Origin of the sequence: Pseudomonas sp. ICMP 561 (assembly GCF_002699985.1) — a bacterium.
Classification (GTDB): domain Bacteria; phylum Pseudomonadota; class Gammaproteobacteria; order Pseudomonadales; family Pseudomonadaceae; genus Aquipseudomonas; species Aquipseudomonas quasicaspiana.
This window is the reverse complement of record NZ_LKBT01000034.1, coordinates 288,654-307,685: the sequence shown is the minus strand read 5'-3', so window position 1 is coordinate 307,685 and position 19,032 is coordinate 288,654. Positions and strand designations below refer to the sequence as shown.

Below are 19,032 nucleotides of genomic sequence, written 5' to 3'. Positions count from 1 at the left end.
ATGCCAACCTGTTATGATCGCGAGTGCCCGGCGAGCAGACGCGGGCATGTCATTCTTCAGCAGATCACGAGCGAATCCATGAGCACCGACAAGACCAACCAGTCCTGGGGCGGCCGCTTCAGTGAACCCGTCGACGCCTTCGTCGCGCGCTTCACGGCCTCCGTCACCTTCGACCAACGCCTTTATCGCCACGACATCATGGGCTCCATCGCCCACGCTACGATGCTGGCCAAGGTCGGCGTTCTCACCGATGCCGAGCGCGACACCATCATCGACGGCTTGAAGACTATCCAGACCGAGATCGAAGCGGGCAGCTTCGAGTGGCGCGTCGACCTGGAAGACGTGCACATGAATATCGAAGCGCGTCTGACTGACCGCATCGGCATCACCGGTAAAAAACTGCACACAGGTCGCAGCCGTAACGACCAAGTGGCAACTGATATCCGCCTGTGGCTGCGTGACGAAATCGACCTGATCCTGTCTGAGATCACTCGCCTGCAACAGGGCCTGCTGGGTCAGGCAGAGCGTGAGTCCGACACCATCATGCCGGGCTTCACTCATTTGCAGACCGCGCAACCGGTCACATTCGGTCACCATATGCTGGCGTGGTTTGAAATGCTCAGCCGCGATTACGAGCGTCTGGTCGACTGCCGCAAGCGCCTGAACCGCATGCCATTGGGCAGCGCAGCACTGGCCGGTACGACTTACCCGATTGATCGCGAACTGACCTGCAAACTGCTGGGCTTTGACGTCGTCGGCGGTAACTCGCTGGACAGCGTTTCGGATCGTGACTTCGCCATCGAATTCTGCTCGGCCGCCAGCATCGCGATGATGCATTTGTCGCGCTTCTCGGAAGAGCTGGTGCTGTGGACCAGCGCCCAGTTCCAGTTCATCGATCTACCGGATCGTTTCTGCACTGGCAGCTCGATCATGCCGCAGAAGAAAAACCCTGACGTACCGGAGTTGGTGCGTGGCAAAAGTGGCCGCGTATTCGGCGCCCTGATGGGCCTGCTGACCTTGATGAAGGGCCAGCCACTGGCCTACAACAAGGACAATCAGGAAGACAAGGAGCCGTTGTTCGACGCCGCCGACACGCTGCGTGACTCCTTGCGTGCCTTTGCCGACATGATCCCGGCGATCAAGCCCAAGCACGCCATCATGCGTGAAGCTGCGCTGCGCGGTTTCTCCACGGCGACAGACCTGGCGGACTACCTGGTACGTCGTGGTCTGCCATTCCGTGATTGCCACGAAATCGTCGGCCATGCGGTGAAATATGGCGTTGAAAGCGGCAAGGACCTGGCTGAAATGAGCCTGGAAGAACTGCGCAAATTCAGCGATCAGATCGAGCAGGACGTGTTTGCCGTACTGACCCTGGAAGGTTCGGTCAACGCCCGCGATCACATCGGCGGCACCGCTCCGGCACAGGTCAAGGCTGCTGTGGTTCGCGGACATGCGTTACTCGCTGCGCGTTAATCTTTCATCCGTAGGACCGGCTTTAGCCGGGAGAGCGCCTTTCCTGATTAAGGTTATGCCTCGATTGTACCGACCTCCTCCCGGCTGAAGCCGGTCCTACGGGTTGAACCAAACTTCTCAAGGATGCACCCCATGACCGACACCCTCGACAACGATGAAGAAGAATTCGCTGAATCGACCCTGGTTCAGGCTATCGAAAATCAGATTGAAAGCGACAACCCTCCTGCCGCCAAAGCGACGTTCAACAAGCTGACGCTGGTGGGCTATGAGCGTGAAGAAATCCTGCAGTTGATGGCCCATGTTCTGGCTATCGAAATTGACGCACTGCTGGAAGAAGACCGCCCATTCAACACCGAATGGTATGAAACCGCCTTGCGTGCCTTGCCTGAGTTACCGCCAGAGGCATGAGCTGACGCGCGCACCGGCCAACTGACGGCCGGTGGCGAAACCTCAGAAAATCAGGCTCGGCAAAATCCCCAGACCAGGTCTACACTGCAAATGCCTCGCTGCCACTAGAACGACGAGGCTTCCACGCCGAGCCGGCTTTAACGGTCATCCAGAACCGACGAGCGCAGCACAGACACGTTGATTCCAGGATTCCGCCAGCCAGTGAGGCGTATTACTAGAAAAAGTCTGGAGCACCTATGTCGTATACCCCTGAGCTGGTTGCCGAACTGGAAATCCTCGCACTCTTCAATCTGGGCAATACCCTTGAAGGACTCAAAGTCCATCACGTGGCCGCTCCGACTGCTGTTGCGGCTGCTAAAAGACTCTTCGAAAAAGGCCTGACCACTCAGGTCGATGGCGGATACCTGACCAGTCTCGGACTGGAAGCCGCCGAACATGCCCAGTCCCTGCTGACTATTCTGAACGTTGCCAAACAAGCCGCTTGATCGCCGCCAGGGCCCGCATTCCAAAAAAGGTCTGACGGGCCCTTCATTTATGAAAATCTGCGCCGATAGTAAAAAGTTGGCGCCAGAACAATAAACGGACTGAAAGCTTCAGGCTCTCACGTCGTCCTGCCCGCCGTCTGACTCACTACTTCCACGCCGCCCCTTTCGAGCCCGGCATCCGGTTTGAGTTGCAATGACGCGTAATTCCGAAATCCGTCCTGACCTGGATGAAGGCATCGACCGTAAGGTGCTTTCCCAGCTCCGTAACCGTTTCCTGACTTTGAACAGTGGGCGGCTTGCGCGCGCCCTCGAGGGGCTGTCCACTCGCCAGCAAACCGTATTGAATTTGCTGCCGCTGTTTTTTCACGTTAACCATCCGCTACTGCCCGGTTATGTTTCCGGCAGCACGCCTGCGGGCGTGTCCCAATACGAGCCCAGTAGCCTGGCGCTGGCCGAAGCCCAACGCCTGACCCGGTCGTTCTCGTACAAAGCCCGGCGTGGCAATGCGCGCAACCCCATTCACGGTCTGTTTCTGATGGGCAGCCTGGGTACCTTCGCGCAAGCTGAAGAAAGCGACATGGATGTCTGGGTTTGTCATGACTCAGAGCTGAATGCAGACGAAGCCGCCGAGCTGCACAAGAAGTGTCAGGCGCTGGAAGTGTGGGCCGCCAGTCAGGGTGCAGAAGCGCACTTTTTCCTGATCGACCTGCAGCGTTTCGCTGCAGGTGAGCGCGATACGCAGCTCAGTTCGGACAACTGCGGCAGCACGCAGCACTATCTGTTGCTGGACGAGTTCTACCGCACCGCCATCTGGCTCGCGGGTCGCACGCCCATGTGGTGGCTGGTGCCGAGCTATGAAGAACAGCGCTACGCCGAGTACACCCATACGCTGCTGTCGAAACGCTTTATCCGCGATGATGAAGTGCTCGACCTGGGCCATATGGCGCTTATTCCGCCCGGAGAGTTTCTCGGTGCCGGCCTGTGGCAATTGTTCAAGGGCATCGAGTCACCCTATAAGTCGGTGCTCAAACTGCTGTTGACTGAGGTGTATGCCAGCGAACACCCCAAGGTCCGCTGCCTGAGCCTGCGCTTCAAGAAAGCGGTGTTCGCCAATCGGGTGGATCTGGATGAGCTGGATCCATACATGGTCGTGTATCGGCGTATTGAGGAGTATCTGATCCAGCGCGGCGAACTGGAACGACTGGAGCTGGTACGCCGCAGCCTGTATTTGAAAGTGAATAAAAAACTGACCGGGACTGCGCGGCTGCGCAACACCAGCTGGCAGCGGCAGTTACTGGAAAGACTGACGCGGGAGTGGGGCTGGGACGAACGCCAATTACTCCTGCTCGACAGCCGCAGTCAGTGGAAGGTGCGCCAGGTCGCCCATGAGCGCCGCGCACTGGTCAACGAACTCAACTACAGCTATCGCTTTCTGACCCAGCTCGCCCGCCAGCAAAACGTCGCCAGCTCGGCCAACGCCCGGGACCTGAATATACTCGGCCGCAGGTTGTACGCCGCATTCGAGCGCAAGGCAGGCAAAGTCGAGTTCATCAATCCGGGCATTGCTCCCGATCTGGCGGAAGACACGCTGACGCTGGTGCAGTCACCCAATAAGCGCGAGCCGGGTAAAACTCAGTGGGCTCTGTATAACGGCAGTCTGGGCGCTCATGAATGGATCGACTTCTCGCCAATCAAGCGCAGCCGCGAGTTGCTGGAACTGTTGACCTGGTGCCATCGCAACAATGTGATCGACACCACCACGCGGCTGGCACTGCATCCGGGCAGCAGCGACCTGAGCGAATTCGAGCTGTTCAATCTGCTCGGGGCGCTGCAACAGCAGATCCCTGTTCCGCTCCAGGTGGTCAGCGAAGAACGCGTGCTGAGCCCTGCGGTACCCAGCGAGATTCTGTTGCTGGTCAACGTCGGGATTGATCCGCTCAGTCACCATCGTGATCTGAACATCCTGATGACCACTGAACGAACCGATTCGCTGAGTTATGCCGGGGTCAGGGAAAACCTCGTACTGACTCTGGATCAGATCACGCTGAACAGCTGGAACGAAATCCTCGTCAGCCGCTATGACGGCGCTCATGCGCTGCTTGACTGCCTGAGCGAGCTACTCAGTAATTTGCCCGAGGGCGCGGCGCAACCTGTGGTGAGTGTGCGTTGCTTCTGCCACAACCGCGCTCCCGCGATCGCCCAGCGGGTTGAGGAGCTGGTAGCCACCGCGCAACTGCTGCATGCCGCGCGCCTGAACCATCGCTACCTGATCCAGGTGCAACAGCAGTACCACGTACTGGAAATGGTGCCGACCCAGCCAGTCACTCATGTGGTGATCAATAGTCTTTCGGGACTGTTCGAATATCTGGGTGAAGAGCTACCGCGCTACAGCCCTCTGCACCTGGATCCGCACGCCCTGAGCGATCACGATCTGGCGCTGATCCTTCCCCATGGCCAGCCCGAATGCATTCAAGTGTTTTACAGGGTCAACGAAAATGAGGCCGATCTCTACGCACTCGATGAACACAATGCGCTCTGGCATCAGCGCCTGCCTTATCACGATGAGTTGAGCCTGTTGCAGCCCCTGCAGCGTTTCTTCCAGGCGTTGGTTTATCGCCGCACCGGGATGCTGCCTGTGGGCGATACCACAGCGGTCGCTTTCCTCGAAACGCTTTATTACCAGGTCTTGCCATCTGGCGCAGGGCGAGCCCGACGCATCGAACCACGCAGTGCGCCAACTGCCGCAAGCAAGCCGTTCTACGACGTGCAGGCGATTGTCGAACAAGCATCACCCGGTCAGGTCAGCGTGACGCTGTACTGCGATAACAACGAGTTCTCCGAGCTGGAGCATGGTGATCAGTTGTTCAGCGTCGTGGCCAGACAGATCCTCGAGCGACGCACCGAGCCCGAACGCTATCGCTGCTACATCACCGACCTTGACCTTTCCGGCTTACTGGACGACGCTCGCGGACAAACCATCCTGTACCTGCGCTACAAGGCGCAGCTGGAAAAATCACTCAACGACGCCATGGCGCAGGCCTGAGCCAGAAACAACAAACCCCGGCATGCCGGGGTGTGTTGGCGCTATACGAAACCTGTGGGATGACCCTATGTTGCCGTGTGACCCCAAATCCCGGCAGGAGCGAATTCATTCGCGAAGAGGCCGGTACATTCACAGCCTTTGTACCGCCTGAAGCACAGCCTTCCCGAATGAATTCGGTCCTACCGGTCGTGCGTGAGTTTGAGGTCACTTGCAGCCTGTCGGGAGCATTTATGCGTTGTTCGAAGACACCGGCTCAGCGCCCGGAACCGCTTCCTTGCTGCGCGCGTGCAGCAGGGAATTCCAGTAGCGCTCACCTTTGGCATCGTCATACATGCCTTCCCAACGCGAGATGACCAGTACAGCCAACGCGTTGCCGATCACGTTCAATGCGGTACGCGCCATGTCCATGATGCGGTCGACACCGGCAATGAATGCCAGACCTTCCAGCGGAATACCCACACTGCCCAGCGTCGCAAGCAGCACCACAAAGGAAACGCCTGGCACGCCAGCGATACCTTTGGAGGTCACCATCAATGTCAGAACCAGCATCAACTGTTGGCCGATGGACAGATCAATGCCGTACAACTGAGCAATGAACAACGCCGCGATGCTTTGATAAAGGGTCGAACCGTCGAGGTTGAACGAGTAACCGGTCGGTACCACAAAGCTGCAGATCGCCTTCGGCGCGCCATAGGCTTCCATCTTTCTGATCACGTTCGGCAGGGCGGTTTCGGAGCTGGCGGTGGAGTAGGCCAGGATCAGCTCGTCCTTGAAGATGCGCATCAGCTTGATCACCGAGAAACCGAACAGACGAGCAATCAGGCCAAGCACCACGAACGCGAAGAAGGCGATGGCGAAGTAAACCAGAATCACCAGCTTGGCCAATGGCAGCAGCGAGGCGAAACCGAATTTAGCGACGGTCACAGCGATGAGGGCAAATACACCAATGGGTGCATAGTTCATGATCATGTGAGTGACCTTGAACATGGTTTCCGACACGCCTTGGAATACCTTCAGCACCGGCTCACGCACCTCAGCGTCCAGGCTCGCCAGACCGAGACCGAACATCACCGAAAAGAAGATGATCGGTAACATATCGCCACGGGCAAGGGCCGCAAAGATATTGGAAGGGATCAGGTTCAGGAGCGTGGAGATGAAAGCATGGTCATGCTGCACTTCTGCCGTGGTCGCCATGTACTTCGAGATGTCGTCAGTACCCAGGCTGCTCATGTCGATACCGGTGCCAGGATGGAAAACATTGGCCAGCACCAGTCCAACCAGAATCGCGATGGTCGTGACGACTTCGAAGTAAAGAATGGTCTTGAGGCCAATACGCCCCAGCTTCTTGGCATCGCCAACACCTGCAATCCCTACGACCAGCGAGGCAACCACAATAGGTACGACGATCATTTTGATCAGGCGGATAAAGATATCGCCCGCCGGTTGAAGGATGTTACTGATCCACCAGGCCTTCTCTGCACTGAAGTGGTTAAGTAGCGCGCCCAGCGCAATCCCGAGTGTCAGACCGATAAGGATCTGCCATGCCAGGCTCAGCTTTGCCTTCTTCATGTCGTTACCTTTTTTCAAGTGGCTCGCACTTCTCTAAGCACACATGCACGACTTTGCTGATCCACAGCAGCGGCGAGACATGGGTTACCGTTCAGAGCAGTGCCGAGTAGATGCAGCAAGCGAGCATCCGGCTCTTTAGCTGACGAAAAAAGGCGCAACTATTCCCACGCATGGGCGCGACGTCTAATGCCGTAAACGACTACCCCATGCCGAATCGGCATAATGCAAGCGACAGAAAACATGCCTGAAAACGACCAGGACGTACCGCGAATCGGCTCAAAGGTGGCTAATTCGCCCTCTACAGGCCATTCAGAAATTTAAAACAGGAAATCAGCAGGTAAACGGAGGGGATGAAAAGCAGACAATTCGTACAAGATTTGTCGGATGCTCGGACATGCATCTAATGCAAGTTGAAATGATAAAACGCAACGCAAGACAGCCGACCGTTTCCCGAATATTCGAGATTACAATCATGGAATTGCGTCGCGGTTCTTCCTGACCCGGCCCTCCTCGGAAGCACTCCCTGTACTCCTAGGTCACTCCGATCCAAACGATCAAAGCGTCCCGGCCCCCTGGTCATACGCGGTTCTTCTCGAACCGCGTAGCTAAAGAGCACCCCGAACATGAATGCTCTCTGTTCTCGAATACCGTGAATCAGTACCAGTTCGGATCCTTGCGGAGCTGTTCCTGGAGCATGCCTTGCATTCCCTCATCCGGTTCACCCAGATAACGGTAAGTTGCGTGACGTGTCGGCGACTTGTCCGAAGGCAGGCCAGCTGGCACATCTACCAACAATGCATAGGCTTCATCTTTGTCGAGGCTGAACGCCACGAGAAGACGCTGGCTCTTGCAGGTTTCAGCTTTTTCACACAAAGGACCGACCAGATACGGCTTCTTGTCTTCGGTCACAGCGGTCATCTGCTGCTCGCTGGCACCGGAGAGATTGATCACCCAGTCGGGCAAACGCTCCTCCTTCTTGATCACTGAACTCCAGGTAGACCGGTACTCGGGGTCAGATCCCAATAACTGATTGACCCGAGACTGGCCGTCATTGGCAGCCATCGCCATTGCGCTGCCGCCCATTAATAGGGCGGCTGCGATTGAGTGCAGAGACGTGCGCATGTTTAACCTCGGCCGCGACGGCCAAAGAAGAACGAGACCACGAACATAACCAGGAATACGACGAAAAGGATCTTCGCGATACCGGTTGCGGTGCCGGCGATACCACCGAAACCAAGAACGGCGGCGACGATGGCGATGATCAGAAACGTGATTGCCCAACTCAACATGATGACTCTCCTTATCTGCTTTTAATGGATGCTGCTTTTGCTGCTGCGGGTCAAAAAACCCAGGTTTGCTGGTGTGGTACTTCACTTGCAGACGCTTTACGATCAACCGGCGTGAGGCTCAGCGCGGTATCACGAGCCATCGACGCACTGGCATTGCTGTACGTCTGGCTGTTGTAAGTCTGGCTGTAAGTGAATGGCTGTTTTATTTGTGCAGCTTCGCGGGAATTTTCCCAATGCTGAAACTGCTGAATTGCAATCAGAGTGATCATCAGCGCCAGGCTGGCGAACAAGCCCTGCTGAATGTGCAGAGGCGAAATACGCAATTGAGTAAGACGCTGGCGGTTCATCTGGTTGCTCCTGACACCACGCTGGGCTGTCAACTTGATCTTGTTGCCGGAGTTTTCACGGCTTCTATAACCAAGATATTGCAGCCTGCATGCCAGCTTTCAATACAACCAAAAAATCTTATAAATCAACAACTTAAAAACTATAAAATAATTCGGCTGGTAGCATCCTGCACGATCAGCCCTGACGGGTCGTGCAGGATGCACGAACGTACCAGCCCAACTGATCAGCCGGTCGTGCGGGTCATCACTTTCAGGGCATCCGCATTCACGCCTTTAACGCCACGGATATTTCGCGCGATCTCGACGGCGAGTTCTTTTTCCGCATAGTTGGCAACGATGCCGTTAAGGCTGACCAGACCGCTTTTGGTGTCGACCTTGATGTTCAGGCCATCCAGATTACGGCTGTAGATCAGGCTGGATTTGACCTTGCTGGTAATCCATACATCACTGATGTCTTCAGCCGGGCTTGTCGCCTGCGGATCAACCCGTGAGGCAATGGAGTCCGCAGCACTGATGCTGATCAAATTATTGACGCTGACCACACCATCGGTGTTGGTCGCAAGGTTACCGGCTACTTCCTTGGCTTCCGGGCTTTGCGCACGACCTTTAAGCGTCACGACACCGTCTTTGGCGTCGACATCAATGTTGAGTGCTTCAGTGACGCTGCTCCAAAGCAGTTTGGACTTCACGGTCGCAGTCAGCGTGGCGTCTTCGAATCGCTGCGCCATATTGGCCTTGGTGCCCGGCTCAGCAGCGACATTGGGGTCGATCTCCAGTTGATTGTCGACCTTGTCGATGCCCTTGGTGTCCAGCGCAATGCGTTCGGCCAGTTCACGATCAACCTGATTTTCTACCTTGCCCTTGAGGACAGCCGTTCCTTGCTCGACGCTGACGTCGATTTTGAACGGACTCAAATGTTTGTTGAGGGCGAATGCGGTCCAGATCGAACCTTCCTGACGCGCTTCGGCGAGCTGGCTGGGCAAATCGCCCTGAGCAGCACTGGCCATCAAAGGGTTCAGGCCCAGCACGGTGATTGTGGCTGTGGCCAGAGCGAGCTTTTTCAGCAGGTGCATGGCAGTTCTCCATCTTCATAGCTGTGTAAGGGTTTCGAGCCAGTCCTCCGGAGATACGTCTCGATTCAGAGGCTTGCCTGTGTCTGATCAGCAAATGACAAGGAAGTGCGGACGGGATTCGAGCGGGACGCCGTCGTGAATCGCAAATAGCCGCCGCGCAGCATGCAGGAATCGGCAGAACTGGCTCCGTGCAACATGAATGCAACTGAAGCCCGCAAGCCTGGCGCGAGGTATACAAAGAGATTATTTCTTATAAAAATCAGATATTTATCTCAAAACCACTCAGATAACTACCATCCCCCTCGCATAATCAATCAGAATCAACCATGCAACTTGCCCGATTATTCCGACACTAACGCAAGACAATTCATTAAGGAGCGTAGGAAAAATGGAAGCAGCCACTGAGAATCAGGGCCGTATTCTGCTTGTGGATGACGAATCCGCGATCCTTCGCACGTTCCGTTATTGCCTGGAAGATGAGGGCTACAGTGTCGCCACCGCCAACAGCGCATCCCAAGCGGAAACGTTGCTGCAGCGCCAGGTCTTCGACCTGTGCTTTCTGGACTTGCGGTTAGGCGAAGACAATGGCCTGGATGTACTGGCGCAAATGCGCGTTCAAGCCCCGTGGATGAGGGTGGTGATCGTCACCGCTCACTCGGCGGTCGATACAGCAGTCGATGCTATTCAAGCCGGTGCGGCTGACTATCTGGTCAAACCGTGCAGCCCGGATCAACTGCGTCTGGCCACCGCCAAACAGTTGGAAGTACGCCAGTTGTCAGCCCGGCTGGAAGTACTGGAAGGCGAAATTCGCAAACCCAAGGACGGCCTGGATTCCCATAGCCCTTCGATGATGGCGATTCTGGAGACAGCTCGTCAGGTGGCGACTACTGACGCCAATATTCTCATTCTAGGTGAGTCAGGCACGGGTAAGGGCGAACTGGCCCGCGCCATTCATGGCTGGAGCAAGCGCAACAAAAAATCCTGCGTGACCATCAACTGTCCATCGCTGACCGCCGAGCTGATGGAGAGTGAGCTGTTTGGTCACAGCCGCGGCGCATTTACCGGCGCGAGCGAGAGCACTCTGGGTCGCGTCAACCAAGCCGATGGCGGCACGCTGTTTCTTGACGAAATCGGCGATTTTCCGCTCACGTTACAGCCAAAATTGCTTCGTTTCATTCAGGACAAGGAATACGAGCGAGTCGGCGATCCGGTCACTCGCCGCGCCGATGTCCGTATTCTTGCGGCCACCAACCTGAACCTGGAAGACATGGTGCGCAATGGTCGCTTCCGTGAAGACCTGCTGTACCGTCTGAACGTGATCACCCTGAATCTGCCCGCGCTGCGCGAGCGTACGGAAGACATCCTGACTCTGGCGGATCGCTTCCTGGCGCGCTTCGTTAAGGATTACGCACGCCCGGCCCGGGGTTTCAGCGATGAAGCCAAAGCCGCGCTGCTGAACTACCGCTGGCCAGGCAACATTCGTGAGCTGCGCAACGTCATCGAACGCGCCAGCATTATTTGCCCGCAAGAGCGGGTTGAAGTGGCTCACCTGGGCATGGCTGAGCAACCCACCAGCAACGCACCACGAGTGGGTGCCGCGCTGAGCCTGGATGAACTGGAAAAAGCCCACATCGGCGCAGTCCTCGCGACCAGCGACACCCTTGATCAGGCCGCCAAGACATTGGGCATCGATGCTTCCACGCTGTATCGAAAACGTAAGCAGTACAACCTATGACTAACCCGGCATGAAACTGGCGATGAAGTTACGCACCAGGCTTTTCTTCAGCATTTCGGCGTTGATAACGGTAGCGTTGTTGGGGTTGGTGCTTGGCCTGGTCAGCGTTATGCAGATGGCGAGCTCACAGGAGTCGTTGATCCAGCAGAATTTCGTGACCTTGGATACCGGGCTGAAGCTGCGGCAAAACCTGGGCGATCAGCTGGTCATGATGCTGAATGAGACGCCCAATGCTGAGCGTCTGGGCAAACTGCAGGATCAATTCCGGGTATTGCTGGAACAAGGCGTCGAGAACGATGAACGCAACAACGTCGACAATGGCTTCCACGAAGCCAGGGCGGATTATCAGAAATTCATCGACGCTTACGAAGCATCCCGCCAGTCCGCACGTTCGATGCGCGACAACACGGAACTGACTGAGGCGTTCAACAACCTGCGCAATAACTTGCTGGTCGCCCACCGCCAATCGCTGGACAACATCAGCAAGGTGGAAATCCATTCCCGCGAACGGGCGGTATGGGTTGCAGGTCTGCTTGGGTTGGTAGGCATTGCAGTGCTGTGCATCGGGTTCATTACCGCTCACGGGATCGCTCGTCGCTTCGGCGCCCCCATCGAGGCCTTGGCCAAAGCTGCGGACAGCATCGGCAAGGGCAACTTCGAGGTGACCCTGCCGATTGCTTCAGGCGCTGAAATGAATTTGCTGACGCGACGTTTCGGGATCATGGCCGAAGCGTTACGTCAGCATCAGGTCACTAACGTCGATGAACTGCTGGCGGGTCAGCAGCGCTTGCAGGCTGTGCTGGACAGCATCGACGACGGGTTGTTGATGATCGACCGCCAAGGTCGTCTGGAACACCTCAATCCGGTCGCTCAACGTCAGCTGGGCTGGGAAGAGCCCAAGCTTGGCCAAGGGCTCGGCGCGGCCTTGGAGCGCCCCGAACTGGACGAGCAGTTGTACCTGACCCTGCGCGGCGGAACGCTTGAGCGTGCGCCGGAAGACCTCTCAATTGAGGTCGACGGGGAATCGCGGCTTCTCACCTACAGCCTGACCCCCGTCAGCCACACCAAGGGGCACATTCTTGGGGCGGTAATGGTGCTTCACGATGTTACTGAACAGCGCGCATTCGAGCGTGTACGTAGCGAGTTTGTCTTGCGCGCATCCCATGAGCTGCGCACGCCGGTCACTGGCATGCACATGGCGTTTGGTCTGTTCCGCGAACGGTCAAAATTCCCGCCAGACTCCCGCGAGTCGGACCTGCTCGATACGGTCAACGAAGAAATGCAGCGTTTGATGCAGTTGATCAATGACCTGCTGAACTTCTCTCGTTACCAAAACGGCTTACAGAAGCTTACGTTGGCCCCTGTGTCCATCGAAGACATGCTGGAAGAAGCGCGACAACGCTTCGAAGAAAAGGCCCACGAGCAAAACATTGTCCTGTCGATCGAGACCCAGGAACCACTGCCTCGACTGCATGCTGATCGCGCCCAGCTTGAACGGGTGCTGGATAACCTGATGGACAACGCCCTGCGCCACACCCCGGAAAACGGGCTAATACGCCTTCAGGCACGGCGTCACGGCGAACGGGTCATCATTAGCGTGGAAGACAACGGCGAAGGTATCGCCTACGGCCAGCAGGGACGAATATTCGAACCCTTCGTCCAGGTCGGCCGCAAGAAAGGCGGTGCCGGGCTGGGCCTGGCGTTGTGCAAAGAGATCGTGCAACTGCACGGCGGGCGAATGGGCGTGTACTCCAGACCGGGGCAGGGCACCCAGTTTTATATGGCGTTGCCGTTGTAGGTTAAACCTTCACCAGAATCAGCCTTCGCTCCTACCGGGCATTGCACAGGCATAGCGCTTATGGGGGTAGGAGGCAACTTGTTGCCGAAAGGGTCTGACGCGTTTCTTCAGGCACACCGCCTCGCGAACAAGTTCGCTCCTACCGGGCATTGCACAGGCATAGCGCTTATGGGGGTAGGAGGCAACTTGTTGCCGAAAGGGTCTGACGCGTTTCCTCAGGCACACCGCCTCGCGAACAATTGCGCTCCTTGGTCGATCCTGGAGAGGCACAATTCGCCTTTACACCACACCGTTACGCCACATCCTCAGCCCGCCGCCCTTCGCTGCGGCGGCCGCCTGTGACCAGTTCGCTGAATTTACGAGCGCTTAGCGGTCTGGCGAATAACCAGCCCTGACCGTATTTCACGCCTTCACTCATGAGCAGCCGGGCCTGGGATTCGAACTCGATACCTTCGGCAATCACCCGCAATTGCAGGGCATGGGCCATACGGATGATATGAGGAGCCACGCCGCTGCTGGCGGCATCATGACCCAGGGCATCGATAAATGCTTTGTCGATTTTCAGGCAATCCACGGGCAGTGTTTGCAGATAAGCCAGGCTGCAATATCCCGTGCCGAAATCATCAATCAACACTTGGTGTCCCTTGTCGCGCAACGCCTGCAAGTGATTGCGGGCGATCACCACATCGATCAATCCCCGTTCGGTGACTTCAAAGGCGATCTGCCGGGCCGAGACTTTGTGCACCGCCAGTAATCTGGCCGTGACCCGGCCAATCCTCGGCGCCATCACATCACACGCGGCGAGGTTCACCGAGATGTAGAGCTGCGGATTGGCTCGCAGCAGAGGCCCTAACTGCTCAAGCAACTGCTGCAGCACAAAATCCGTAATCTGCCGAATCTGCCCCGTGTTCTCCGCCAACGGAATAAACAGGTCCGGGCTGGTCAGCGTGCCGTCCGGCCTACGCCAGCGAACCAGCGCTTCGGCCCCCACGCATACACGCGAATGCAGATCAAAAATCGGCTGGAAGAGCACTTTCAATTCGCCGCGCCGCAACGCGCCCTGCAGCTCACCCCCTAACGACTGGCGCTGACGCACGAGTTGCAATACCAGCGCGCCTATAAACAATGCAATCAGCAGGCTCGCGGGGACCAGCAACCACCAGGCTCCCGCTACTTTCTGCTGGAGACCGGCGCGGGGCGCAATCATCACCAGTTGATACACGGGGCTCTCAGTGGGCATGCGATAGATCAACAGGTTGTCGGTAATGATCAGCTTTTCAGCGCTGTTCGAAGACCAGCGGACGCTGAGCGGCCAGGGTTGATCAGGACCCAGCACGGTGACGGCTTTGACGCCGTGATTCAGTACCACCAGCAGACTGCCTCCGGCAGGCAAATCCACCACATCGGTCAAATGCCCCCGGGAGGTAGAAACCCTGAAGCTGCCCCGGCCCAGCACCAACGCGGCAAGGTTGTCGTCGGGCTGAGCTGAGGTATTGAGCCAGTAATCGTAGGTGGGGCCGCGAATATCCGGCTTGCGAGGCAGGCCGAGCTGACTGTCCCGCGATCCGCTGGAACACGCTCTGGCATCGCCCACAAACGCAGCTTCATAGATGAATCGATAGCTGGAGGTAACCTGACGCAATCGGTCAACCATGTCCGGATTACAGTGTCGCAGAGGCTGGGCCTCCAGCTGATCAAGACCGGCGCGCAGTTGGCCAAACAGCTGCTCCAGACGCACCAGGAAGCGCCCGCCCTGAGTATTCATCTGTTCGCTTTCGTTCTGTCGCGCCTGATGCAAAGCCAATGCAAAGCTGCCCGCCAACAACACGGCAGCACTCATCAAGGCGGCGAGCAAAGCCATCAGCCAAGGACGATAGAGAGTCGTGCGAAAGGGTGTTGCCGCATCGCGCATCAGTTGATACCCGGAGGAATCCTCTAGGTATAGCAACAAACGCGAAAATAGCCCGCTGGATTGGGGCCGCGGCAACGAATTGGTGAAATCAGCGCTGGCGGTTGAGCACTTTCAGGATAGCGGCGCTCTGCACGTCTGGCTGTCCGTCGAAACGTGCGGGTCGGTAATGCATCTGAAAAGCGGCCAGAACATCCCGCGTGGCGACATCCAGTTCACCCGTCTGCGGTACGGTGTAGCCAACGCGAGCAAGCTGCTGCTGAAACCAGGCGATGTCCGGCACGCTATCGAGCATAAGTGCCTGCTGTTCGGCCACCAGACGCTCGTCCGGCCAGACACCCAGTCCCGCCTCGGCCAGTCGTTTCCACGGAAACAGCGGTCCCGGATCCAGCTTGCGTGCTGGTGCGATATCGCTATGGCCGATGATGTGGCGCGGGTCGATATGGTTACGCTTGACGATATCTTTGAGCAGCACGATCAGCGCCTGAATCTGCCCTTCCGTATACGGATACCAAAGTCTGCCGGTCGGTGTATCGCGGTAACCAGGATTGACGATTTCGATACCGATCGATGCAGAGTTAAGCCAGGTGCGCCCATCCCACTCACTTTCACCGGCGTGCCAGGCCCGGGCACTTTCATCGACGAGCTTGTAGATAGTCGGTGGCGTATCACCAATCAGGTAATGCGCGCTGACCTCGCCGTGGGTGAGCAACTCAAGGGAACGCTCAAGGGTCGCCGAGGTGTAATGCACCACGACAAACTGCACGCGGTTATCGTAGTTCAACGAAGGATGACTGGTGTCGAGTCGCGGTCCGCTGGTACAGGCCGTCAACGTAATGAGCAGCAGGGCAGATAAAAACAGCTTCATGAAAACCTGATCATAGAGACAAGAAAGTGGGGAGCATAGCGCACTGCTGTGGAATCGCTTACTGCTGTCGAGTCATCGATCAACCTTGCTCAACGCGGTTGCGGCCGTTTTCCTTGGCGCGGTACAAAGCCTGATCAGCGCGCTTGAGCGCTACATCACTGCGCTCGCCGGGCCGTAACGCTGTCACGCCCGTGGACACAGTGATGGTGACCGGTTCGCTCTTGAAGTGAAACGGGCACTCCTCAACCGCCGTCCGCAGTTTCTCGAGTAAAGCCAGGCCTGCTGTCACCTGAGTCGCAGGCAAGAGGATCACAAACTCCTCACCGCCGAAGCGCGCAATGAAATCAGTCGGACGTAGCTGCTTCTTCACAACCTTGGCAACAATCTTGAGAACCCGGTCGCCGGCCAGATGCCCGTAGCCATCGTTGATACGTTTGAAGTGATCCAGATCCAGGATACACACCAGCAGGTTGGTCTTGTTCTTCTGCCAGACAGCCATCTCATGCCCAAGGCGCTCTTCCCAGGCGGCCCGATTGGGCAAGCCGGTCAATGGATCGATCAGTGCCTTTTGCCGCTGCTCTTCAAGATTGGCCCTGAAGCCCAACGCCTCTTGCTCCATGGTCGCCACCCGACTCGCCAGGCCTTGCAGACGCGCGGCAACGTCCTGCTCGCGCTCGTCGCGGGTCTTCTGATGTTGATCCATGGTGCCCAGAAGACCTTCCAGGCGGTTCTCCAGTACCTTTTTCAGGCTCGGCAAATCGGCGGCGTCCTGGACGCTGCTTTGCAAGCCGTCCACTTGCAGACGCAGTTCATTGTTCAACTCACGGGAGGCGGTCTGCTGGCCCACGTAGTCTTCGCTGGCGGCCTGAAGATTGCTCTGGAATGACTCGAGCCTTTCATTGAGCTGCTTTAGATAAATCTCGAATTCATGCTGACCGCTGTCGGTGATCGCCAACATCAAGACAGCCAGATCATCGAGGATGGGCAGCAACTCGTACCAATTAAGGCCATGTTCGAGGCGCAGGCGCATCGCCTCGGCTTGAGGGCGATGGTGCTCTGGCAAGGTCAGGTCGTTGAGCAGGCCCAACAGGGTGTGTTCGATATGCGCTGCCACGGAGCTGTAGCTCGGCTCGGGGGAGCTGGGCAGCGCGTAGGTTGACTCTTCTTCGCCAGACTCTGCTTCTTGCGGCAACTCATCGTCTTCGCCGACAGCGCTGACCGGCTCTGACACGTATTCGTAGGGCACAACCGGGATTGGGGCGAGCAAATCCTCAATCGGGATAGATTCAGTGACTGACGCGACCGACGGAGCAGCGACAGGCTCGACAATGACGTCGGCTTCATGTGCAGGAACCGGGATCGCCGGCTCGGGCACTTCGAGTACGGGCTCGACGTTCGGCGCTTGCACATCTGACGGCGAGGCTACTGACTCTGGCGGCAGTTGCGGAGTTTTCGGAGGAGCAGGGACCGCTGCCGCAGGGGCGACAACAACGGGCGGCGTAGCTGGATCGACTGGTTTGGGCAGTTCGTCAGGCTCGTCCCACTCATCGACCTCGGTTGAATCAGTCGTGCGCTCAGGCACGACTTCCGGAACAGCGGCTGCGGTATCACCGGCGTCCTTTGCCGGAGCATCGCCAACCTCATGCCCACCAAACAGACGCTGCAGCAACCCCGGCCGGTGCGGCTCTTCAGGTCGTTCAATCACCGTCAGCGCCTGGCCCTGCAGGCCGCTTAGCTCGCCGAGCAACAGTGGTAGCTCCCGCGCTTGCGAGGCGCGCTCCTCAAGGTCTTTGGCGAAACGCTTGAGCGGCTTGCGTACGTCCTTGGGCAATTGCAGGGACTGTAATTGCGTGACCAGCGATACCAACGCGCTGCTGACCTGCGCAGCGCGCTCTTCGCGGCGCTGCTCGGAATCCAGTACCGCTTTTTCCAGCCTTGGAATCAACGCTGCAAGGCCCGCGTCCATGTCGTCCTTACGGACGATTTCGCGCATCTCCTTCATGCATTGGTCGACAGCCCGGTCCGACCCTTCTGCCGCGAGACTGCTGCGCACCAGACCACGGCGCAGCAAGTCGAGACGGGCATTCCAGCGTTTTTCGAGCTTGTCTTGCTGTTCGACGCCTTTGAGGTATTTCTCTCGCCAGCGTTCGGCTTCGTCGCTCATTCAGGAGATCCGCGATGACTGATAACGGGCAGCGAGTCGCCACCCAATGAAGCAGGCAGGCGAATCTCCACTGCAACAGGCAAATGATCAGAGATTGGCTGAGCCAATACCTGAACCCGTTCCAGAGTGAGTGTAGGACTGAGCAGAATATGATCAAGGCAGCGTTGCGGTCGCCAACTGGGAAAAGTCGCTTCAATTTGCGGAGCAAGGAGACCCAGGTCACGTAATGGAGATTTTTCCAGCAGATCGAGGGCGTGGGTGTTCATGTCACCCATCAATACCTGGTGACGGTAGCCACCGATCAATTCACGGATATAGGCCAATTGCCGGGTACGAGTGCGTGCGCCAAGTGCCAGGTGCATCATCACCACGACCAGCGCATCCTCACCTTCGCCAAAACGAACCAGAATCGCGCCGCGCCCGGCAGGTCCGGGCAACGGGTGATCCTCGATCGCCCACGGTCGCAGGCGGCTGAGCACGCCATTGCTGTGCTGACCAAAACGACCCAGATTGCGATTGAGTTGCTGATACCAGTAAGGAAAGGCACCGAGCTGGGCAAGGTGCTCGACCTGATTGACGTAGCCGGAACGCAAACTGCCGCCATCGGCTTCCTGCAAGGCAACCAGATCGAAGTCGCCCAGCAAGTCACCTATCTTCTTCAGGTTATTGGCCCGCCCCACATGTGGCAGCAAATGCTGCCAGCTGCGCGTAACGTAATGACCATAGCGGCCGGTGCTGATCCCGACCTGGATGTTGAAGCTAAGCAAGCGGAGCCGACCGTCCGCCGGCAGACCACTTGCTTGCAGATGATCCTCGTTGACCCGCGGATCATGCAGGCCAACGCTTCGTACTGCTTTCTTGCGCAGCATGG

The 19,032-nt window shown here is 57.4% G+C and carries 15 protein-coding genes; 6 read left to right on the top strand and 9 right to left on the bottom strand.

The window, feature by feature from the left end; translation table 11 throughout:
• The first annotated feature begins 78 nt into the window (after positions 1-78).
• The 4 genes from argH (at position 79) to AO242_RS21290 (ending at position 5,409) form a co-directional block, all read left to right on the top strand.
• A complete protein-coding gene (gene argH / locus AO242_RS21305) occupies positions 79-1,473 on the top strand; it encodes an argininosuccinate lyase (protein ID WP_099270259.1) in 1,395 nt (464 codons plus the stop codon).
• Between the two features lie 132 nt (positions 1,474-1,605).
• Positions 1,606-1,881, top strand: a complete 276-nt coding sequence (locus AO242_RS21300) for a hypothetical protein (protein WP_027899428.1) — start codon at positions 1,606-1,608, stop codon at positions 1,879-1,881.
• Between the two features lie 236 nt (positions 1,882-2,117).
• Positions 2,118-2,366, top strand: a complete 249-nt coding sequence (locus AO242_RS21295; protein WP_099270258.1) for a TIGR02647 family protein — start codon at positions 2,118-2,120, stop codon at positions 2,364-2,366.
• Positions 2,367-2,559: 193 nt separating this feature from the next.
• Complete coding sequence (locus tag AO242_RS21290) at positions 2,560-5,409, top strand: class I adenylate cyclase (RefSeq protein WP_099270257.1); 2,850 nt, start codon at positions 2,560-2,562, stop codon at positions 5,407-5,409.
• A 228-nt stretch (positions 5,410-5,637) separates the two neighbouring features.
• Here AO242_RS21290 and gltP read toward each other — a convergent pair whose 3' ends face one another.
• The 5 genes from gltP to AO242_RS21265 form a co-directional block, all read right to left on the bottom strand.
• Positions 5,638-6,978, bottom strand: coding sequence for a glutamate/aspartate:proton symporter GltP (gene gltP, locus AO242_RS21285; RefSeq protein ID WP_027899431.1), 1,341 nt, complete (start codon positions 6,976-6,978; stop codon positions 5,638-5,640).
• 654 nt (positions 6,979-7,632) lie between these two features.
• Entirely contained in the window at positions 7,633-8,100 is a 468-nt protein-coding gene (locus tag AO242_RS21280) for an inhibitor of vertebrate lysozyme family protein (RefSeq protein ID WP_027899432.1), read from the bottom strand.
• 2 nt (positions 8,101-8,102) lie between these two features.
• A complete protein-coding gene (locus AO242_RS21275; protein WP_002555679.1) occupies positions 8,103-8,267 on the bottom strand; it encodes a DUF1328 domain-containing protein in 165 nt (54 codons plus the stop codon).
• 50 nt (positions 8,268-8,317) lie between these two features.
• The gene (locus AO242_RS21270) at positions 8,318-8,614 is read right to left on the bottom strand and encodes a hypothetical protein (RefSeq protein WP_099270256.1); all 297 of its coding nucleotides are present in this window, start codon (positions 8,612-8,614) and stop codon (positions 8,318-8,320) included.
• Positions 8,615-8,838: 224 nt separating this feature from the next.
• Positions 8,839-9,687: a BON domain-containing protein gene (locus AO242_RS21265; protein ID WP_099270255.1), complete on the bottom strand. Its 849-nt coding sequence runs from the start codon at positions 9,685-9,687 to the stop codon at positions 8,839-8,841.
• 388 nt (positions 9,688-10,075) lie between these two features.
• Between AO242_RS21265 and algB the strand changes: the two genes are divergently transcribed.
• Together algB and AO242_RS21255 are read left to right on the top strand one after the other, a co-directional pair.
• The gene (algB, locus tag AO242_RS21260; RefSeq protein WP_099270254.1) at positions 10,076-11,422 is read left to right on the top strand and encodes a sigma-54-dependent response regulator transcription factor AlgB; all 1,347 of its coding nucleotides are present in this window, start codon (positions 10,076-10,078) and stop codon (positions 11,420-11,422) included.
• A 10-nt stretch (positions 11,423-11,432) separates the two neighbouring features.
• Positions 11,433-13,220, top strand: coding sequence for a KinB sensor domain-containing domain (locus AO242_RS21255; RefSeq protein WP_099270253.1), 1,788 nt, complete (start codon positions 11,433-11,435; stop codon positions 13,218-13,220).
• Between the two features lie 292 nt (positions 13,221-13,512).
• Here the strand turns inward: AO242_RS21255 and AO242_RS21250 are convergent, their stop codons facing one another.
• The 4 genes from AO242_RS21250 to AO242_RS21235 form a co-directional block, all read right to left on the bottom strand.
• Positions 13,513-15,132 carry an EAL domain-containing protein gene (locus AO242_RS21250; RefSeq protein WP_099270252.1) on the bottom strand — a complete coding sequence of 540 codons (1,620 nt, stop codon included), beginning with the start codon at positions 15,130-15,132 and terminating at the stop codon, positions 13,513-13,515.
• Between the two features lie 88 nt (positions 15,133-15,220).
• Complete coding sequence (locus AO242_RS21245) at positions 15,221-15,997, bottom strand: N-acetylmuramoyl-L-alanine amidase (RefSeq protein WP_099270251.1); 777 nt, start codon at positions 15,995-15,997, stop codon at positions 15,221-15,223.
• 79 nt (positions 15,998-16,076) lie between these two features.
• Positions 16,077-18,161 (bottom strand): GGDEF domain-containing protein, encoded by a 2,085-nt coding sequence (locus AO242_RS21240; protein WP_099270250.1) that lies wholly within the window; start codon positions 18,159-18,161, stop codon positions 16,077-16,079.
• Positions 18,158-19,030 carry an endonuclease/exonuclease/phosphatase family protein gene (locus tag AO242_RS21235; RefSeq protein WP_099270249.1) on the bottom strand — a complete coding sequence of 291 codons (873 nt, stop codon included), beginning with the start codon at positions 19,028-19,030 and terminating at the stop codon, positions 18,158-18,160. Before AO242_RS21235 ends, AO242_RS21240 begins: the two co-directional genes overlap by 4 nt.
• Positions 19,031-19,032: the final 2 nt, after the last annotated feature.